Genomic DNA, 17,071 nt, shown 5'->3' with positions numbered 1-17,071 from the left:
CGTACCGACCGCCCGATCGTCAACACGCCCGCAAAACGGCCCCGTTGACCACTTAGGTAAGCCTTGCTTTACTGGCCACGGCCATTCCCTGCTCAGAGGAGGAACCCCATGCGGGTCGTCATGTTCGGTTACCAGACCTGGGGCCACCGCACCCTCCAAGCCCTCCTGGACTCCGAGCACGACGTGGTCCTGGTCGTGACGCACCCCAAGAGCGAGCACGCCTACGAGAAGATCTGGAGCGACTCGGTCGCCGACCTCGCCGAGGAGAACGGCGTACCGGTCGTGATCCGCAACCGCCCTGACGACGACGAGCTGTTCGGGCGCCTCAAGGAGGCCGACCCGGACATCATCGTGGCCAACAACTGGCGTACGTGGATTCCGCCGCGCATCTTCGACCTGCCGCGCCGCGGCACGCTGAACGTGCACGACTCGCTGCTGCCGAAGTACGCCGGCTTCTCGCCGCTGATCTGGGCGCTGATCAACGGCGAGCCCGAAGTGGGCGTCACCGCGCACATGATGAACGACGAACTCGACGCGGGCGACATCGTGCGGCAGGAGGCGGTGGCGGTCGGGCCGGCCGACACGGCGACCGACCTGTTCCACAAGACCGTCGACCTCATCGCCCCGGTCACCATCGGCGCGCTCGACCTCATCGCCTCGGGCCAGACGGAGTTCACCAAGCAGGACCGCTCCCGGGCCAGCTTCTTCCACAAGCGGTCCATCGAGGACAGCCGCATCGACTGGACCTGGCCGGCCGAGGACCTGGAGCGGCTGGTCCGCGCCCAGTCCGAGCCGTACCCCAGCGCCTTCACCTTCCACAAGGGCAAGCGGCTGGAGGTGCTGGCCGCCGTCGTCTCCGAGGGCCGGTACGGCGGCACGCCCGGCCGCATCTTCTACCGCGAGGGCGAGGGCGTGGTGATCGTCGCCGGAGCCGACGCCCGCACCGGCCGCAACCACGGCCTGGCCATCACGCGGGTCCGGACCGAGGACGGCCGGGAGCTGCCCGCGACCGAGTACTTCACCGCCATGGGCGGCTACTTGACCAACCAACCCTGAGTCCACTGTGAAATTTCTGTGCAACTCCGTGAGACTTCAAGTTTCAAGATTCCGTTGGCGGGCGGCGGCTGCGACAGTGAGCCCCTGGGGGCAGTACATGACGTCGAGTCGAACCACCGGGACGACAGTTGGCCTACCACGACACGTACCACCGGACCGCCGCCGCGTTCCTGAGCCCCGTCCTCGGCTGGGTCCTGGCCCTCACCGGGGCCGTGGTGCTTCCCCTGACCGTCGCGACGGCCCTCGAACCGGGCCCCGTGCAGTGGCATGACCAGAGCCCCGGCGTGTACACCGTGCGGATCGCGGAGGACGCGGCGGAGAAGCCGGGCGTCACGACGCCGAAGACCGACGGCCCGCCGTAGTCAGGGGATCACGCCCGCCAGGCGTACCGCCGTTCGGGCCGGCCGGCGACGCCGTAGCGCAGGGACACCTCCGCGCTGCCGGTGCCGTGGAAGTACTCCAAGTAGCGGCGGGCGCTCACCCGGGACACGCCGGTCAGCGCGGCGCACTCGGAGGCGGACAGGGTGCCGTCCGCCTCGCGCAGGGCCCGCTCGACGAGCTCGGCGGTCTCCACGCTCATGCCCTTGGGCAGCGCGGGGGCCGGTGCGGGCACGCCGGCACCGGCCAGCACCCGGTCGATGTCGGCCTGGCCTCGCACCACCGCCGTGAGCAGCCTGCCCCGCTGGGCGGCGTAGCGCTCCAGGCGGGGGCGCAGATCCTCGAAGTCGAAGGGTTTCAGGAGGTAGTCGACGACGCCCTGCCGGACGGCGCCGCGGACCGTGTCGGTCTCCTGCGCGGCGCTGATGACCATGACGTCGCAGTCGTGGCCCGCGGTGCGCAGCCGGGGGATGACGTCGAGGCCGAAGAGGTCGGGGAGATACAGGTCGAGCAGGACGAGGTCGGGGCGCAGTTCGTCCACGGCCTCGATCGCCTGTCCGCCGGTGTGCGCCACGCCGACGACCCGGAACGGCTCGACGCGTTCGACGTACGCGCGGTGCACCCGGGCCACCATGAAGTCGTCGTCGACCACGAGGACGTCGATCGTGCCCGCCTTGGCGCCTGTTCCGGCCGGGTCGCCCCCTCCGGCCATGTCGCCTGATCTGATCATGTCGCCCAGTCTGGTCATGTCGCCCGGTCCGGTCATGGGGCCGCTCCTTCCGCCACCGCTTCGGGGAGGTGGCTGACGGTCATGCGTGCGGTGAACACGGCCCCGTCGGGGGTGTTGGCCACCGAGATCTCTCCCCCGTGCCGTTCGCAGACCAGCTTGGTCAGGGCCAGTCCGATGCCGCGCTCGCCCTCCCGCGCGGCCTTGGTGGTGAAGCCGTGGGAGAACACCTCGCGGGCCAGTTCGGGGGCCACGCCCGGCCCCGAGTCGCGGACCGCGATCTCCACGCTGGAGGCGTCCTGCCGCAGCGCCACCTCGACCCACCGTTCCCCGGCGTGGGCCGCGGCGTCGACGGCGTTGTCCACGAGGTTGCCCACCACGGTCGCCACGTCGGCGGCGTCCTCCGGGGCCAGCCGCTCCAGCGCGGTGTCGTCCGAGATGCGCAGGCTGACCTTCCGTTCGGCCGCGAGGGACGCCTTCGCCATCAGCAGCGCGGCCACCGCGGTGTCCCGGACGCGGCGGCTGAGGGTGACGTCCAGGGACTGGCGGTGCTGGTTCAGCGCGCGGATGTAGCGCACGACTTCGTCCTGCTCGCCGATCTGGATCAGCCCGGAGATGGTGTGCAGCTGGTTGGCGAACTCGTGCGCCTGCGCCCGCAGCAGCTCCGAGGAGCTGCGGAAGGAGCCGATCTCCCGCTCCAGGCGGGCCAGTTCGGTGCGGTCGCGCAGGGTGGTGACCGAGCCGAGGAGCCGGCCGTCCTTGGTGACGGTCATCCGGTTCATCACCAGGACCCGGCCGTGGCGGACGACGACCTCGTCCCGCCGGCCCGCGGCGTTGCCGGCCAGCACGTCGCGCAGCCGTCCGTCGATGCCCAGGCCGTCCAGGCTCTGGCCGACGCAGTCCTCGGGCAGGTCGAGCAGGCGGCGGCCCATGTCGTTGACGAGGGTGAGCCGGTGCTGCGGGTCCAGGGCGACCACGCCCTCGGCGATCCCGTACAGCATCGCCTCCCGGTGCTCGGCGAGTCCCGCGATCTCCCCCGGCTCCAGCCCGAGGGTCTGCCGCTTCACCCGCCGCGCGAGCAGCCAGGAGCCGGCCACGCCGAGCCCGCTGGCGATGCCCAGATAGGCGAGCAGATACGAGGAGGCGCCGCTGAGCCGCTGCCAGACGGTCGGATCGGCCTCGCCGATCATCACCGTGCCGAGGATCCGGCCGAGGTTCTCCTCCGTCGCCCCGAGGACGGGGACCTGGGCGGCCAGTTCACGGCTGCCGTCCAGCGTCAGCTGCCCCGACCAGCCCCGCGCCCGGTCGGCGCCCGGCTCGGCGGGCAGCCGCTCGCCGACCGCCGTCGGGTTCGTCGAGCTGACGATCCGGCCCGAGGCGTCGGCCACCGTCACCGAGGTCACTCCGGACTGCGCCTGCGTGGCGAGCACCAGCGGGGCGAGCGTCTCCCCGGGCGCGGGACGCACCAGCTGGCTGCGCACCAGGGGGTTGGCGGCCAGCTGTTCGGCCAGCGCGCTCACCCGGCGTCCCTCGACCCGGTTGAAGGTGGCCTGCGACTGGGCGAGCGAGACGGCGGCGACCGCCAGCAGCACCATCACGACGATGGCGAGCTGGAGCACCAGCATCTCGCCCGCGAGCGAATGGCGACGAAAGGTGGCGACCACAGGGAACTCACTTCGATGCCGACACAGGTGGAGCGGCTCATGTGCCGAGTCGCACAATCATGACCCCGGCCAGGCAAAACCGGAAGTGAGGTGTCAGGAGAGGTCCCGGACCGCTGCCCGAGCCGACGGCTGGTTCCGGCTCGGGCAGCGGGACGTCAGGAGGCGCTCGCGCTCGGGCCGATGCCCCGCAACTCCCTGACGGTGCCGCCGAGTTTCGCGCGGAGGGGCTCCAGCATCTCCGGCTTGGCGCTGACCACCCAGCGCATGCCGACGAGGTACTTGCCCCCGTAGACGCTGGCCGACTCCAGCCACGTCTCCTTGAGCTTCTCCTCGGGGAAGGTGGTGATGAGGTAGTCGCCCTTCTTCGTGTGGCAGACGCCCTCGCGCAGTTCGTCCGCCTCGGTGCGGATCTTCACCTTGCAGCCGGTCAGACCGGCGATCACCTCCACCTTCGCCGGCGCGACGACACCGGCGGCGGGAGCGGCGGACCCGCTCGGGGTCGCCGTCCTGCCGCCGGCGGCAGGCTTGTCGTCGTCACCGCCGCCGCAGGCGGTGACCAGGGGGAGCATCACCAGCGCGGCGGCCGGCGCGGCGGCGCGCAGCCGCAGGGCGCGGGACAGGGGACGGCGGCTGGATCGTGCGTGCGGTTGCTGCTGGGACACGTCGTCTCTCCGGATGCGGACCGTCCCGCCCTGGCGGGCGGGCAGGAGTACTCGTCAGGGGTACGAACGCGCGCCCGGAGCCGTTCACCGAGGTCGGGCCGGTTACGCGGCGGCCTCCTCCACGACCGTGCCCTCCGCCCCGCCGAACTGGGTCCGGTACAGCTCCGCGTACCGCTCCCCGGCCGCCAGGAGTTCCTCGTGCGTGCCGCGTTCCACGATCCGGCCGGCCTCGACGACCAGGATCTGGTCGGCTGTCCGGATCGTGGAGAGCCGGTGGGCGATCACGACCGCCGTCCTGCCTTCGAGGGCTTCGGCGAGTGCCTCCTGGACGGCGGCCTCGGAGGTGTTGTCGAGGTGGGCGGTGGCCTCGTCGAGGATGACGACGCGCTGCCGGGCCAGCAGCAGCCGGGCGATGGTCATGCGCTGGCGTTCGCCGCCGGAGAGGCGGTAACCGCGTTCGCCGACCACCGTGTCGAGACCGTCGGGCAGCGACCGTACGAGGTCGTCGAGGCGGGCCCGGCGCAGGGCGTCCCACAGGTCGCTCTCCGTGGCCGTGGGGCGGGCCAGGAGCAAGTTGGCGCGGACGGTGTCGTGGAAGAGGTGCCCGTCCTGGGTGACCATGCCGAGGGTCTCCCGCAGGGAGCGCGCGCTCAGGTCGCGGACGTCGACACCGCCGACGCGTACGGCGCCCTCGTCGACGTCGTACAGGCGCGGCAGCAGCCCCGCGACGGTCGACTTGCCCGCGCCGGAGGAGCCGACGAGCGCCACGGTCTGCCCCGGCTCGGCGCGAAAGGAGATGCCGTGCAGGACCTCGTCACCGCCGCGCTTGTCGAGTGTGGCGACCTCCTCCAGGGAGGCCAGGGAGACCTTGTCGGCGGCAGGGTAGCCGAAGCGGACCCGGTCGAACTCGACCGCCACGGGCCCGTCGGGCACCCGGCGCGCGTCCGGCTTCTCCTCGATGAGCGGCTTCAGGTCGAGCACCTCGAAGACCCGCTCGAAGCTGACGAGGGCGCTCATCACCTCCACCCGCGCCCCGGCGAGCGCGGTCAGCGGCGCGTACAGCCGGGTGAGGAGCAGCGCCAGCGACACGACCGCGCCGGGCTCCAGCGTGCCGCGCAGGGCGAGGGTGCCGCCGAGACCGTAGACCAGGGCCAGGGCGAGCGCGGAGACCAGGGTGAGGGCGGTGATGAACGCGGCCTGGGCGGTCGCCGTCCGGACGCCGATGTCCGCGACCCGGCGGGCGCGTTCGGCGAACTCCGCCGACTCCTCCTCGGGGCGCCCGAAGAGCTTGACCAGGGTGGCGCCGGGTGCGGAGAAGCGCTCGGTCATGCGGGTGCCCATGGCCGCGTTGAGCGTCGCGGCCTCCCGCTGCATACGGGCCATCCGGCTGCCCATGCGCCGGGCCGGGATCACGAACACCGGCAGCAGCACCAGCGCGAGCAGGGTGATCTGCCAGGACAGCGTGAGCATCACCGCGAGGGTGAGCAACAGCGTGACGAGGTTGCTGACCACTCCGGACAGGGTGTTGCTGAACGCGCGCTGGGCGCCGATGACGTCGTTGTTGAGTCGGGAGACCAGGGCGCCCGTACGAGTGCGTGTGAAGAACGCCACGGGCATGCGCTGCACATGGTCGAAGACGGCGGTCCGCAGATCGAGGATGAGGTGCTCGCCGAGCGTCGCCGACAGCCTCCGGCCGAGGATGCCGAGCGCCGCCTCCGCCACCGCGATCAGCGCGATGAGCAGGGACAGACGTACGACGGTGCCCTCCGTGCCGTCCGAGACGATCGCGTCGACGACACTCCCGGCCAGGACGGGTGTCGCCACGGCGAGCAGGGCGGTGCCTACGCCGAGCAGGACGAACAGGGCGATACGGCGCCGGTGCGGGCGGGCGAACGCTCCGATGCGGCGCAGGGTGGCGAGGGCGAAGGGGCGGTGTTCCTCCTGGGCGTTCATGACGCTGTGCAGTTGTGTCCACGCTGTGGTCTCCATACTCATGACAGAGAACGTAGAACCTCAAGCAATCTTGAGGTCAAGGCGCTCGCACATCGCCCCGACATCCCGCACAATCGGCCCGATCCCCCTCTTCCCGATCCCCCCTCTTCCCGCTCCCCGACTCCCCAATCCCGTCTCCCCGTCCCCCCGCAAAGGCCGCGATGACGCTCTCCTCCCAGCCGCTCCCCGTCCGTAAGACGCCGTCCGCACGTCCGCAACCCGCCGTTGGCGGGGCATGGGAAGCCTCTGCGGACGTGACAGCGGTACAACTCCCCGAAATCCGCCCGGGACGACTCCCCCGTCGTGTCCCGGTCCGCCTCCTGCGTCAGATCCTGTGTCTGCTTCCGCTCCTGCTGGTCACCGTGGTCGCGGTGCAGCACCGGTCGGTGCTGGCCGAGGGCTTCGCGCATCTGGGCGACGCCGAGTGGCCGTGGCTGCTGGCCGCGGTCGGCGCGACCTGTCTGACCTGGGTCGCTGCCGCCTGCACCCGGCAGGGGGCGGTCGTCGAGCGGCTGCCCCGACGGCGGCTGCTGGCCACGCAGTTCGCGGCCGGCGCCGCCAACCACCTGCTGCCGACCGGGCTGGGCGCGAGCGCGGTCAACCTGCGGTTCATGACGGTGTGCGGGCTGCCGCTCGCCCGTTCGTCGGCGGCTCTCGCGCTGTATCTGCTGGCCGAGAGCGTCGGCCGGGTGGCCCTGCTGGGTGCCCTGCTCATCGCGTTCCCCGACGCGCTGCGGCTGGGCACGCTGGTTCCGGAGACGGCGTTCGGGCCGCTGCTGGCCGGTGCCGGTGTGGTGTTCGTCATCGCGGTGGCCGTGCTGACCCTGGTGCGGCGGGTGCGCTCGGCCGTGCTGTCCTTCCTGCGGACGGCGCTCGGCGAGGCCCGCTCCGTGCACACCCGCCCGGCCCGGGCCCTCGCCCTGTGGGGCGGATCCTTCGCGTTCCCCGCGTTGCAGGCAACCGTTCTGGTGCTGGTGGGCCGGGCGATGGGGCTGGACGTGCCGCCCGCGCACATGGCGGTGGCCTACCTGGCGGCGACGGTCGCCGTCGCGCTGGTGCCGACGCCGGGCGGTATCGGCTCGGTGGAGGCGGCGTTGGTCGTGGCGCTGGTGGCGGCGGGCGGCCCGGCCGCGGTGGCCACGGCCGTGGTCCTCGCCTTCCGCGTCATCACGGTCTGGCTGCCGCTGCTCCCGGGCGCGCTGACGCTGGCGGCGCTGGTGCGGCTGAAGGTCATCTGACGGCCCGGCAGGCCCCGCAGTGCCCTGGCGGTGCTCCCTGGCTTGGCCCGTTCCCCGGTACGAAACCCCGTGCGGAATGCGGCAGGATGAACGGTCGTGCCGACCGCAGGTCAGGGTGGCCGGGCACGGCGGAACATCCCGCAGGACGAACAGGTGACGACGTGACGAAACTTCACATCCGGCGGCCGGAAACGGCGTTCGCCGCAGTTCTTCTTCCCGGAGGTGACCAGTGAACCGGGCCCTCACCGCGGACGATCTGGTCTTCGCCGGCATCGCCCTGGCGTCGGGCCTGCTGGCCGCCTTCGCGCTGCGCATGCTGCTGCGCTGGCTGGGCGGGCACGCCGACCGGACCCGCTGGAGCGGGGACGACGTCATCGTGCACGCGCTGCGCGCCGTGCTGCCGTGGGCCGCGGTGGTGGGCGGCGCGGCGGGCGCGGCGGCGGTGCTGCCGCTGAACCGGACGGTGCAGCACACCACCAACCAGGTGCTCACCGTGCTGCTGATCTTCGTGGCGACGGTGTCGGCGGCGCGGGTGGTGGCCGGCCTGGTGCGCACGGTCACCCAGTCCCGTTCCGGGGTGGCCGGCTCGGCCACGATCTTCGTCAACATCACCCGGATCCTGGTCCTGGCGATCGGCTTCCTGGTGGTGCTCCAGACCCTGGGGATCTCCATAGCCCCGCTGCTCACCGCCCTGGGTGTGGGTGGTCTGGCGGTCGCGCTGGCCCTGCAGGACACCCTCGCCAACCTCTTCGCGGGCATCCACATCCTCGCGTCCAAGACGGTCCAGCCCGGTGACTACATCCGTCTCAGCAGCGGTGAGGAGGGCTACGTCGAGGACATCAACTGGCGGCAGACCACCATCCGCAACCTCTCCAACAACCTCGTCGTGATCCCCAACGGCCAGCTCGCCCAGGCGAACATGACCAACTTCATGCGGCCGGAGGAGCAGCTGACCATCCTGGTCCAGGTCGGGGTGGCCTACGACAGCGACCTGGAGCAGGTCGAGCGGGTGACCAACGAGGTCATCGCCGAGACGATGACCGAGGTCGAGGGCGCCGTACCGGACCACGAGCCGATCATCCGGTTCCACACCTTCGGCGACTCCCGCATCGGCTTCACGGTGATCCTGGGCGTCGGGGAGTTCAGCGACCAGTACCGGATCAAGCACGAGTTCATCAAGCGGCTGCACAAGCGCTACCGCGCCGAGGGCATCCGCATCCCGGCACCGGCCCGTACGGTGGCGCTCCAGCAGGGCGGGGTGGTCATCCCTCAGCAGCGCACGGGCGAGATCGAGCCGAACGAGATGTCCTCGGCCGCCCGTTTCGACTGAGGCCTCGTGGGGCGGCTGCGGTGCTCTTGAGCAGGCGGCCGCCACCGTGACCTGCACCACCCGGGGGGCCATGAGCGAGCGAGACGAGCACGGGTGGGCGATCCGCTCGCCGATCGGACGGCGGACGCCGGTGACCGGGCGGCGGACGCCGGTGACCGGGCGGCGGACGCCGGTGACCGGACGGCGGACGCCGGTGACCGGGCGACCGGTGGGCCATGAGCGAGCAAGACGAGTCCGGGTGGGCGATCCGCTCGCCGATCGGACGGCGGACGCCGGACGCCGGTGGCCGGACGGCCGGGCGGCGATGACCGGGCGGGCGGGCGCCGGCGGCCGGGCCGCGGGCGCCGGTGACCGGGCAGCGGACACCGCTGGCCGGAGGGCGGACGCCGGTTGCCGTGCAGCGGACACCGCTGGCTGGGCGGCGATGACCGGGCAGCGAACGCCGGGCGCCGGGCGGCCGTGGCCGGACGGCGGGCGCTCGGAGCCAGACGCCGACGGCGTGCGGCAACCCGCCGGCCTTCCGGCCCGGGCGTTCGCGGCAAGCTGACGAGCGGGCGAGGCGGCCCGGAGGCGCGGCTGAGGCCGGAGAAGCCGGTGCCGCCGAGAGCGGCGGCCCCTCCAGCCCGAAGCCGTCGCCGCGCCGACCAGGGCAGTCGCGGGGCCGTCACCCGCCGCACCGTCTCCCCGGCCCGGGTCCCGGGGCGGTCGGTGGCGCGAAACTCTGCCTGGACCCCTGTCGAGACGAGGTCGGTCAGGAGATATCTTGATGTCGAGCAATGTTGCAGACGTGGAGCGGAGCACCCGGTGACTGACTCGACCATCATCTATACGCACACTGACGAGGCCCCGGCCCTGGCAACGTATTCCTTCCTGCCGGTGGTCCAGGCGTACGCCTCGCAGGCGGGTGTCGCCGTCGAAACCCGCGACATCTCGCTGGCCGGGCGCATCATCGCCCTGTTCCCGGAGTACCTGAACGAGGACCAGCGCATCCCCGACGCGCTCGCGGAGCTGGGTCAGCTGGCCAAGACGCCCGCGGCCAACATCATCAAGCTGCCGAACATCTCGGCGTCGATCCCGCAGCTCAAGGCCGCCATCGCCGAGCTCCAGGGTCAGGGCTACGCGCTGCCGGACTACCCGGACGACCCGAAGACCGACGAGGAGCGCGAGATCCGCGCCCGCTACGACAAGGTCAAGGGCTCCGCGGTGAACCCGGTCCTGCGTGAGGGCAACTCGGACCGCCGGGCCCCCGCCTCGGTCAAGAACTACGCCAAGACCCACCCGCACCGCATGGGCGCCTGGTCCGCCGACTCCAAGACGAGCGTGGCGACCATGGGCCAGAACGACTTCCGCTCCACCGAGAAGTCCGTGGTGATCGCCGAGGACGGCGCGCTGCGCATCGAGCTCGTCGGCGACGACGGCACCACGACCGTGCTGCGCGAGTCCGTACCCGTCCAGAAGGGCGAGGTCGTCGACGCCTCCGTGATGCGGGTCGCCGCGCTGCGCGAGTTCCTGGCGGCGCAGGTCGCCGAGGCCAAGGCCCAGGGCGTGCTGTTCTCGGTGCACCTGAAGGCGACGATGATGAAGGTCTCCGACCCGATCGTCTTCGGCCACGTCGTGCGCGTCTTCTTCCCGAAGACGTTCGCGAAGTACGGCGACAAGCTCGCCGCGGCCGGCCTGACCCCGAACGACGGTCTGGGCGGCATCTACAAGGGCCTGGACGCCCTGCCGGAGGGCGCCGAGATCAAGGCCTCCTTCGACGCCGAGCTCACCGAGGGCCCGGAGCTGGCGATGGTCGACTCCGACAAGGGCATCACGAACCTGCACGTGCCCTCCGACGTCATCATCGACGCCTCCATGCCGGCCATGATCCGCAGCTCCGGCCACATGTGGGGCCCGGACGGGCAGGAGCACGACGCCCTGGCGGTCATCCCGGACTCCTCCTACGCGGGCGTCTACCAGGCCGTGATCGAGGACTGCAAGGCCAACGGCGCCTTCGACCCGTCCACCATGGGCACGGTGCCGAACGTCGGCCTCATGGCCCAGAAGGCCGAGGAGTACGGCAGCCACGACAAGACCTTCGAGATCCCCACCACGGGCACGGTCCGCCTGGTCGACGACAGCGGCACCGCGCTCATCGAGCAGACCGTCTCGGCCGGTGACATCTTCCGCGCCTGCCAGACCAAGGACGCGCCGATCCGGGACTGGGTGAAGCTGGCCGTCACCCGTGCCCGCGCCACCGGCGACCCGGCGGTGTTCTGGCTGGACGAGACCCGCGCGCACGACGCCAACCTGATCGCCAAGGTCAAGGCGTACCTGCCGGAGCACGACACCGAGGGCCTGGACATCCGGATCCTGAACCCGGTCGAGGCCACGAAGCTGTCGGTGGAGCGCATCCGCCGCGGCGAGAACACCATCTCGGTGACCGGCAACGTGCTGCGCGACTACCTGACCGACCTGTTCCCGATCCTGGAGCTGGGCACCAGCGCCAAGATGCTGTCGGTCGTCCCGCTGATGGCGGGCGGCGGCCTGTTCGAGACCGGTGCGGGCGGCTCGGCGCCGAAGCACGTCCAGCAGCTGGTCAAGGAGAACTACCTGCGCTGGGACTCCCTGGGTGAGTTCTTCGCCCTGGTGCCGTCCCTCGAGCAGTTCGCCAAGGTGACGGGCAACGCCCGCGCCCAGGTCCTCGCCGACGCCCTCGACCGCGCCACGGCGACCTTCCTCAACGAGGACAAGTCCCCGACCCGGCGCGTCGGCGGCATCGACAACCGCGGCAGCCACTTCTACCTGTCCCTGTACTGGGCGCAGGAGCTGGCCCAGCAGACCGACGACGCGGACCTGGCGAAGGCGTTCGCGCCGATCGCCGAGACGCTCGCCGCCAACGAGCAGAAGATCGTCGACGAGCTGGCCGCCGTCCAGGGCAAGCCCGTGGACATCGGCGGCTACTACCAGCCCGACCCGGCGAAGGCCGCCGAGGTCATGCGCCCGTCCGCGACGTGGAACGAGGCGCTGGCGTCCCTGAGCTGACGCCCCGGGCCCCATCGGCCCACCCGCTCCGCCCCGGCCGGCGCACCGCCCGGCCGGGGCGGAGTCATGTTCGAAGAGGCCGGGCTTACGAGTGAAGCCCCCCGACCACGTCCCCGTGGAGCCGCCGCGTGACCGACGACCCGTCGTCCTTCGACTCCCCGTACACCGACTCCCCGTACACCGACTCCCCGTCCTTCGGCGTCCTGCCCGGCGCCGGGCACTCCCCCGTCATCCTGCATGTCCCGCACTCGGCGCGGGAGATACCGCCGTCCGTACGGGCGGACATCGTGCTGGGCGACGACGAGCTCGCACGGGAGCTGGACCACATCACCGACGCGCACACGGCCGAGATCGCCGAGGCGGCGGCCCGGGCGGCGGGCGTCGTCCCGTGGCGGTTCGTCAACCGGCTGTCGCGGCTGGTCGTCGACCCGGAGCGCTTCCCCGACGAGCGGGAGGAGATGCGGGCCGTCGGCATGGGCGCGGTCTACACCCGGACCACGCACGGCGGTGTGCTGCGGTCCGGGGACGTCGAGGCCGGGCCGCTCGTCGCACGGTACTTCCTGCCGTACGCGCGGGCGATGACACAGGCCGTGGCGGACCGGCTGGCGGCCACCGGGCGGGCCGTGATCATCGACGTGCACTCCTATCCCCGGGCCCGGCTGCCGTATGAGCTGCACGGGGAGGGCCCCCGGCCGCCGGTGTGTCTCGGCACCGACTCGTTCCACACCCCTCCCGGGCTGCTGGAGGCCGCGCGGCAGGCCTTCGGGGACATCGGGGAGACAGGGCTCGACAGCCCCTTCCGAGGGGCCTACGTGCCGCTCGAGTTCTACGGGACCGACCCGCGGGTCGAGGCGCTCATGGTGGAGATCCGCCGGGACACCTACATGACCGAACCGGGCGGCCTTGCCGGTCCCGGTCTGGAGCGGCTCGCCGCCGCGCTGGCCCGCCTGGTCGACGCCGCCTCCGGCTGACCGGCACCGGCTGGAGCACTCCCGCGCGACAAGCGGCGGGGGCGCGGTGAGGGGTGGGTGCATGACGGAGGAGACCACGACGCTGACCGGCCAGGCCCCCCGTACGGGACTGACCCGCCCTCGACCTGGACGGGACGGAGTTCGACCCGGTCCTCGCGGAGCTGATGCGCGAGGGGCCGCTGACCCGGATCCGGCTGCCGTACGGCGAGGGGTGGGCGTGGCCGGCCACCCGCCACGACGACGCGAAGCTGATCACCAACGATCCGCGGTTCAGCCGCGCGGAGGGGACCGGGCGTCAGGTGACGCGGATGGCACCGCACTTCAAGCCGCGGCCCGGTTCCCTCGCCTTCGCCGACCAGCCCGACCACAACCGGCTGCGCAAGGCCGTCGCGGGCGCCTTCACCGTCGGCGCGATGAAACGGCTGCGGCCGCGCGCAGGAGATGCTCGACGACCTGGTGGACGGGGTCGTACGGGTCGGGCCCCCGGCCGACCTCATCGAGCGGGTCCTCGAACCCTTCCCCATCGCCCTGGTCAGCGAGGTCATGGGCGTGCCCGCCGCCGACCGGGAACGGGTGCACGGCTGGACCCGGCAGATCATCTCCCCGTCGGGCGGAGCCGAGGCCGCCGACCGGGCCAAGGGCAGCCTGTACGGGTGGATCACGGAGACGATACGCTCCCGGGCGCACGGCACCGGCGCGGACGTGTACTCCCTGCTGGGTGCCGCCGTGGCCGCCGGCGACCTCAGCGAGACGGAGGCGGTCGGCCTCGCCGGACCGCTCCAGATCGGCGGCGAGGCCGTCACCCACAACTGCGGGCAGATGCTCTGCCTGCTGCTCACCCGGCCCGAGGTGCGGCAGGCGTGGCACGAGCGGCCCGGGGCGCGCGACGCGCTGCTGGACGAGCTGCTGCGCTACATCCCGCACCGCAGCTCCGTGGGCTGGCGCGGATCGCCCTGGAGGACGTCGACCTGCACGGGCACCGCATCCGCGCGGGCGACCCGGTGTACGTCTCGTACCTCGCCGCCAACCGCGACCCCGACGTCCTCCCCGAGCCGGACCGGGTCGACCCGGAGCGCGACCCCAACCCGCACCTGTCCTTCGGCAACGGACCGCACTACTGCACCGGCGCCGTCCTCGCCCGCCTCCAGACCGAGCTCCTCGTCGGGACCCTGCTGGACAGACTGCCCGGGCTACGGCTCGCCGTCCCCGCGGACCAGGTGGCCTGGCGCCGCAAGACGACGATCCGGGGGCCGAGGACGCTGCCCTGCACCTGGTGACGCGTCAGCGCCTACTCGCAGCCACCGCGTCAGGGCCTACGCCCGCAGCCACTCCGTCACGACCACGTCCTCACCGGTCCGCAGCCGGAGGGCGAACGGGCCCGACGGGGGTGTGGCGGCGGTGAAGCGGCCCAGGTCGTCGGCCGTGAGCGGGGAGCCGGGGCGTGGTCCGCCCAGGACCTCGATGCCGGCCGGCTGCGGCGGCAGTACCTGGCCCATCAGCCCCTGGGCGGTGACCTCGACGTCGACGGTCACCTCGCCCGCCTGGAAGGTCAGCATCCGGGGCGCGTCGCCGGCTCCCCGGACCGGGAGGGCGTCGACCAGCGAGTCGAAGGTGAGCTCCGCGACGCGGGCGTCCAGGTCGTGCAGCGCGTAGGCGTCGACGGCGATCTGCTGGAGTTCCGCCGGCAGGGGGTCCAGGACGGCGGCGGCCCGCCGGAGCTCCTCCTCCAGCAGTCCGGTGTCCAACTCCTCGTCCCCCCAGTCCCCTTCGTCGAACAGCTCGTCGTCGTTCATGTCGCTCACATCGCCCCCCGCGCTTCGAGCCGGGCCCGCAGGCGCCGCAGACAGCGCTGGCGCAGCGGGCCGATGCTGCCCACCGCGATCCCGAGCGCGGCGGACACGTCCTGGTAGCTGGGCGGCGGCGTGGCCATCAGGACCCGCAGCAACTGCCGGCACCGCTCGCCCAGTTCCTCGAACTCCTGCCACAGCCGCCGTACGCGTTCGCTCTGGGCGGCGGCCTCCTCGGAGTCGAGCAGCGACTGTTCCGGCGTGCCGTCCTCGCTGACGCGGTCCAGGAGCTGCGGGTCGTCCGTCAGGGTCAGCCGCTGCGAACTCCGGATGACCTTCAGGCACTCGTGGCGCGCGGTGCTCGCCAGCCACGCGCCCGCCTTGCCGGGTTCCCGGATCCGCCCGAGGTGCTGGGCGAAGCGGAACCACGCGGTCTGGTACACCTCGTGGGCGTCCGCGTCGGACAGCCGGTGGGCCCGCACCACGGACCACACCAGGGGGCTGAGCCCTTCCACGAGCGCCTTCCAGGCCGCCGCGTCGCCGTCGGCGGCGGCCTGGACGAGCGCGCCGGCATCAGTACGGTCCACGGCAGCCCCACCCCTCGAGTACGGCACGTCATCGTACGCCGTGGAGGGGGCGGTTCCGGCCCTCACGGGCCGGGGGTGGGGCGCACGACCGGGACGGGGCGCCAGGTGGGCGGACGCAGCGCGGGCACCTGCGCCCCGCGCACGTCCGCGATCCCGGTGACGGCGGCGAGCAGTTGGCGCCTGGCCGCGCGCGGGTCGGTCTCCTTGTGCGCCGTCATGTGGGCGGCGACCAGGCCGGCGGTCACGGGGGTGGCGAAGGACGTGCCGCTCCACTGCGCGTACCCCTCGAACATCACCTGGTCGGGCTTGGCGGCGGCGTTCTCGTCGCTGAGCACCCCGGTGTGCCGGGGGCTCTGGCAGGTGCAGCCGTAGGTGGAGCCGTAGCGGCAGGCGTCGTACGTGGAGTGCTGGTACACGTACGGGACGGGCGTCTCGAAGCCGGTGAGGGCGCTGGTGAGGCGCTCGCCGGGGGCGTAGACCTTCACCCAGGGGCCGTGGTTGGTGAAGCAGGCGCCGGACTCGCCGTCGCTGCGCAGCGCGCCGACGGACAGCACGGAGTCCTCCCAGCCGGGCAGGTCGGCGTAGGCGGCTGGCCAGAAGGGGGTGGCGCTGCCGTTGTTGCCGGCGGCGGCGACCAGCAGGGTGCGCTGCTCGCGCAGTTCCCGCATGAAGTTCTCCACGCCGAGCAGGCCGTCGGTGCGGCCGTTGGAGGTGCCGGCGGAGAGGCTGAGGACGTCGGGCCAGCCACCGGCGTCGACGGCTTCGAAGAGCTTCTCGCCGAACTCCGACTCCAGGATCGCGCCGGCGTCGTTGAGGCTGCCGCGCACGGTGATGTCGGTGTTGGGCGCGACGGCGGCGACGAGCCCGGCGATGAACGTGCCGTGCCCGACGTACTGCTGGAGGATCCCCTGCTCGTCGCACTCCTGGACCTGGGCGTCGCCGTCGGTGTGGGCGAGGAGCGCGCAGGAGCGGTAGTCGTGGGTGAGGCCGGTGTCGACGACGAGGACGCCGACGGCGCTGTCCGGGTCGTAGGCCGTGTCGGCGGCGGCCGGGTTGGGCGGCTCGTTCACCGGGACGGGGACGGGTTCGTCGCCGGGGCAGGCGTTGACCGCGATGTGCACGACGTGGTTGCGGGCGACGATCCGGTGCCCGGCCCGGGCCTCGCGCTCGCGTACGGCCCGCAGCGCCTGCGCGACGGCCCGGTCGGTTCCCCGGCTTCCCTCACCGGGGTCGCCGACCCGGATCCGGGTGACGCCGCTGCGGTTGGCCCGCGGGCCCGCCCGGCGGACCTGGTCCTGGTCGAGGTCGGGTGCGGCCGTGAAGTGTGCCCGTACGGTGTCCTCGACGACCCGGGCCTCCTCGCCGTCGCGGACGAGGACGACGCCCTTCTCGTACATGAACTCGGCCGAGTCGTCCGGTCCCATCGCCAAGGGGACGTCGGGCATCGAGCGCTGGATCTGGTCGAACTGCTCGTGGAATCGCTGAGGTGCCATGCGGGTCCTCCCACTGGGCGACGGCTTCGGTCGGTGCGGCGAACGGTCGTCGGTGCTCGTCGACAAGAGCCGCCGGACGGCTTTTTGATACAGAGCCAACCCTGTGTGCCGCGGTTCGGGGGCCACTACCATCCGAGGAGTGACAGCGGGAAGCGGCTCGGT

At 72.4% G+C, this 17,071-nt stretch carries 14 protein-coding genes and 1 pseudogene; 8 read left to right on the top strand and 7 right to left on the bottom strand.

Annotated elements, in window-relative coordinates; all coding sequences use genetic code 11:
• The first annotated feature begins 108 nt into the window (after positions 1–108).
• On the top strand, positions 109–1,056 hold the full coding sequence (locus ABZ192_RS03565; RefSeq protein ID WP_356922844.1) for a methionyl-tRNA formyltransferase: 948 nt from the start codon (positions 109–111) through the stop codon (positions 1,054–1,056).
• 128 nt (positions 1,057–1,184) lie between these two features.
• On the top strand, positions 1,185–1,418 hold the full coding sequence (locus ABZ192_RS03560) for a hypothetical protein (RefSeq protein ID WP_356922843.1): 234 nt from the start codon (positions 1,185–1,187) through the stop codon (positions 1,416–1,418).
• Positions 1,419–1,426: 8 nt separating this feature from the next.
• Here the strand turns inward: ABZ192_RS03560 and ABZ192_RS03555 are convergent, their stop codons facing one another.
• The 4 genes from ABZ192_RS03555 to ABZ192_RS03540 all read right to left on the bottom strand — a co-directional run bounded on the left by ABZ192_RS03555 (position 1,427) and on the right by ABZ192_RS03540 (position 6,476).
• Positions 1,427–2,146, bottom strand: a complete 720-nt coding sequence (locus ABZ192_RS03555) for a response regulator (protein ID WP_356922968.1) — start codon at positions 2,144–2,146, stop codon at positions 1,427–1,429.
• A 50-nt stretch (positions 2,147–2,196) separates the two neighbouring features.
• A complete protein-coding gene (locus ABZ192_RS03550; protein WP_356922842.1) occupies positions 2,197–3,825 on the bottom strand; it encodes a sensor histidine kinase in 1,629 nt (542 codons plus the stop codon).
• A 155-nt stretch (positions 3,826–3,980) separates the two neighbouring features.
• On the bottom strand, positions 3,981–4,487 hold the full coding sequence (locus ABZ192_RS03545; RefSeq protein ID WP_356922841.1) for a hypothetical protein: 507 nt from the start codon (positions 4,485–4,487) through the stop codon (positions 3,981–3,983).
• A 102-nt stretch (positions 4,488–4,589) separates the two neighbouring features.
• Positions 4,590–6,476, bottom strand: coding sequence for an ABC transporter ATP-binding protein (locus ABZ192_RS03540; RefSeq protein WP_356922967.1), 1,887 nt, complete (start codon positions 6,474–6,476; stop codon positions 4,590–4,592).
• A gap of 341 nt (positions 6,477–6,817) precedes the next feature.
• Between ABZ192_RS03540 and ABZ192_RS03535 the strand changes: the two genes are divergently transcribed.
• The 6 genes and pseudogenes from ABZ192_RS03535 to ABZ192_RS03510 all read left to right on the top strand — a co-directional run bounded on the left by ABZ192_RS03535 (position 6,818) and on the right by ABZ192_RS03510 (position 14,319).
• Entirely contained in the window at positions 6,818–7,717 is a 900-nt protein-coding gene (locus ABZ192_RS03535) for a lysylphosphatidylglycerol synthase transmembrane domain-containing protein (protein ID WP_356922966.1), read from the top strand.
• A gap of 229 nt (positions 7,718–7,946) precedes the next feature.
• On the top strand, positions 7,947–9,047 hold the full coding sequence (locus ABZ192_RS03530) for a mechanosensitive ion channel family protein (protein ID WP_356922840.1): 1,101 nt from the start codon (positions 7,947–7,949) through the stop codon (positions 9,045–9,047).
• Between the two features lie 93 nt (positions 9,048–9,140).
• Positions 9,141–9,266, top strand: coding sequence for a hypothetical protein (locus ABZ192_RS03525; RefSeq protein WP_356922839.1), 126 nt, complete (start codon positions 9,141–9,143; stop codon positions 9,264–9,266).
• 585 nt (positions 9,267–9,851) lie between these two features.
• Positions 9,852–12,071, top strand: a complete 2,220-nt coding sequence (locus ABZ192_RS03520) for an NADP-dependent isocitrate dehydrogenase (protein WP_356922838.1) — start codon at positions 9,852–9,854, stop codon at positions 12,069–12,071.
• A gap of 128 nt (positions 12,072–12,199) precedes the next feature.
• Positions 12,200–13,042 (top strand): N-formylglutamate amidohydrolase, encoded by an 843-nt coding sequence (locus tag ABZ192_RS03515; RefSeq protein ID WP_356922837.1) that lies wholly within the window; start codon positions 12,200–12,202, stop codon positions 13,040–13,042.
• Between the two features lie 61 nt (positions 13,043–13,103).
• Positions 13,104–14,319: pseudogene (locus tag ABZ192_RS03510) on the top strand (cytochrome P450).
• A gap of 36 nt (positions 14,320–14,355) precedes the next feature.
• Here the strand turns inward: ABZ192_RS03510 and ABZ192_RS03505 are convergent.
• From ABZ192_RS03505 to ABZ192_RS03495, 3 genes are all read right to left on the bottom strand, one after another.
• The gene (locus tag ABZ192_RS03505; RefSeq protein ID WP_356922836.1) at positions 14,356–14,835 is read right to left on the bottom strand and encodes a hypothetical protein; all 480 of its coding nucleotides are present in this window, start codon (positions 14,833–14,835) and stop codon (positions 14,356–14,358) included.
• 5 nt (positions 14,836–14,840) lie between these two features.
• On the bottom strand, positions 14,841–15,416 hold the full coding sequence (locus ABZ192_RS03500; RefSeq protein ID WP_010044855.1) for a sigma-70 family RNA polymerase sigma factor: 576 nt from the start codon (positions 15,414–15,416) through the stop codon (positions 14,841–14,843).
• Positions 15,417–15,478: 62 nt separating this feature from the next.
• Entirely contained in the window at positions 15,479–16,909 is a 1,431-nt protein-coding gene (locus ABZ192_RS03495) for a S8/S53 family peptidase (protein ID WP_356922835.1), read from the bottom strand.
• Positions 16,910–17,071: the final 162 nt, after the last annotated feature.

Source organism: Streptomyces sp. NPDC006235 (assembly GCF_040613735.1).
GTDB lineage: Bacteria > Actinomycetota > Actinomycetes > Streptomycetales > Streptomycetaceae > Streptomyces.
The sequence above is the reverse complement of the archived record's forward strand: the minus strand, read 5'-3'. Positions and strand labels throughout refer to the sequence as shown.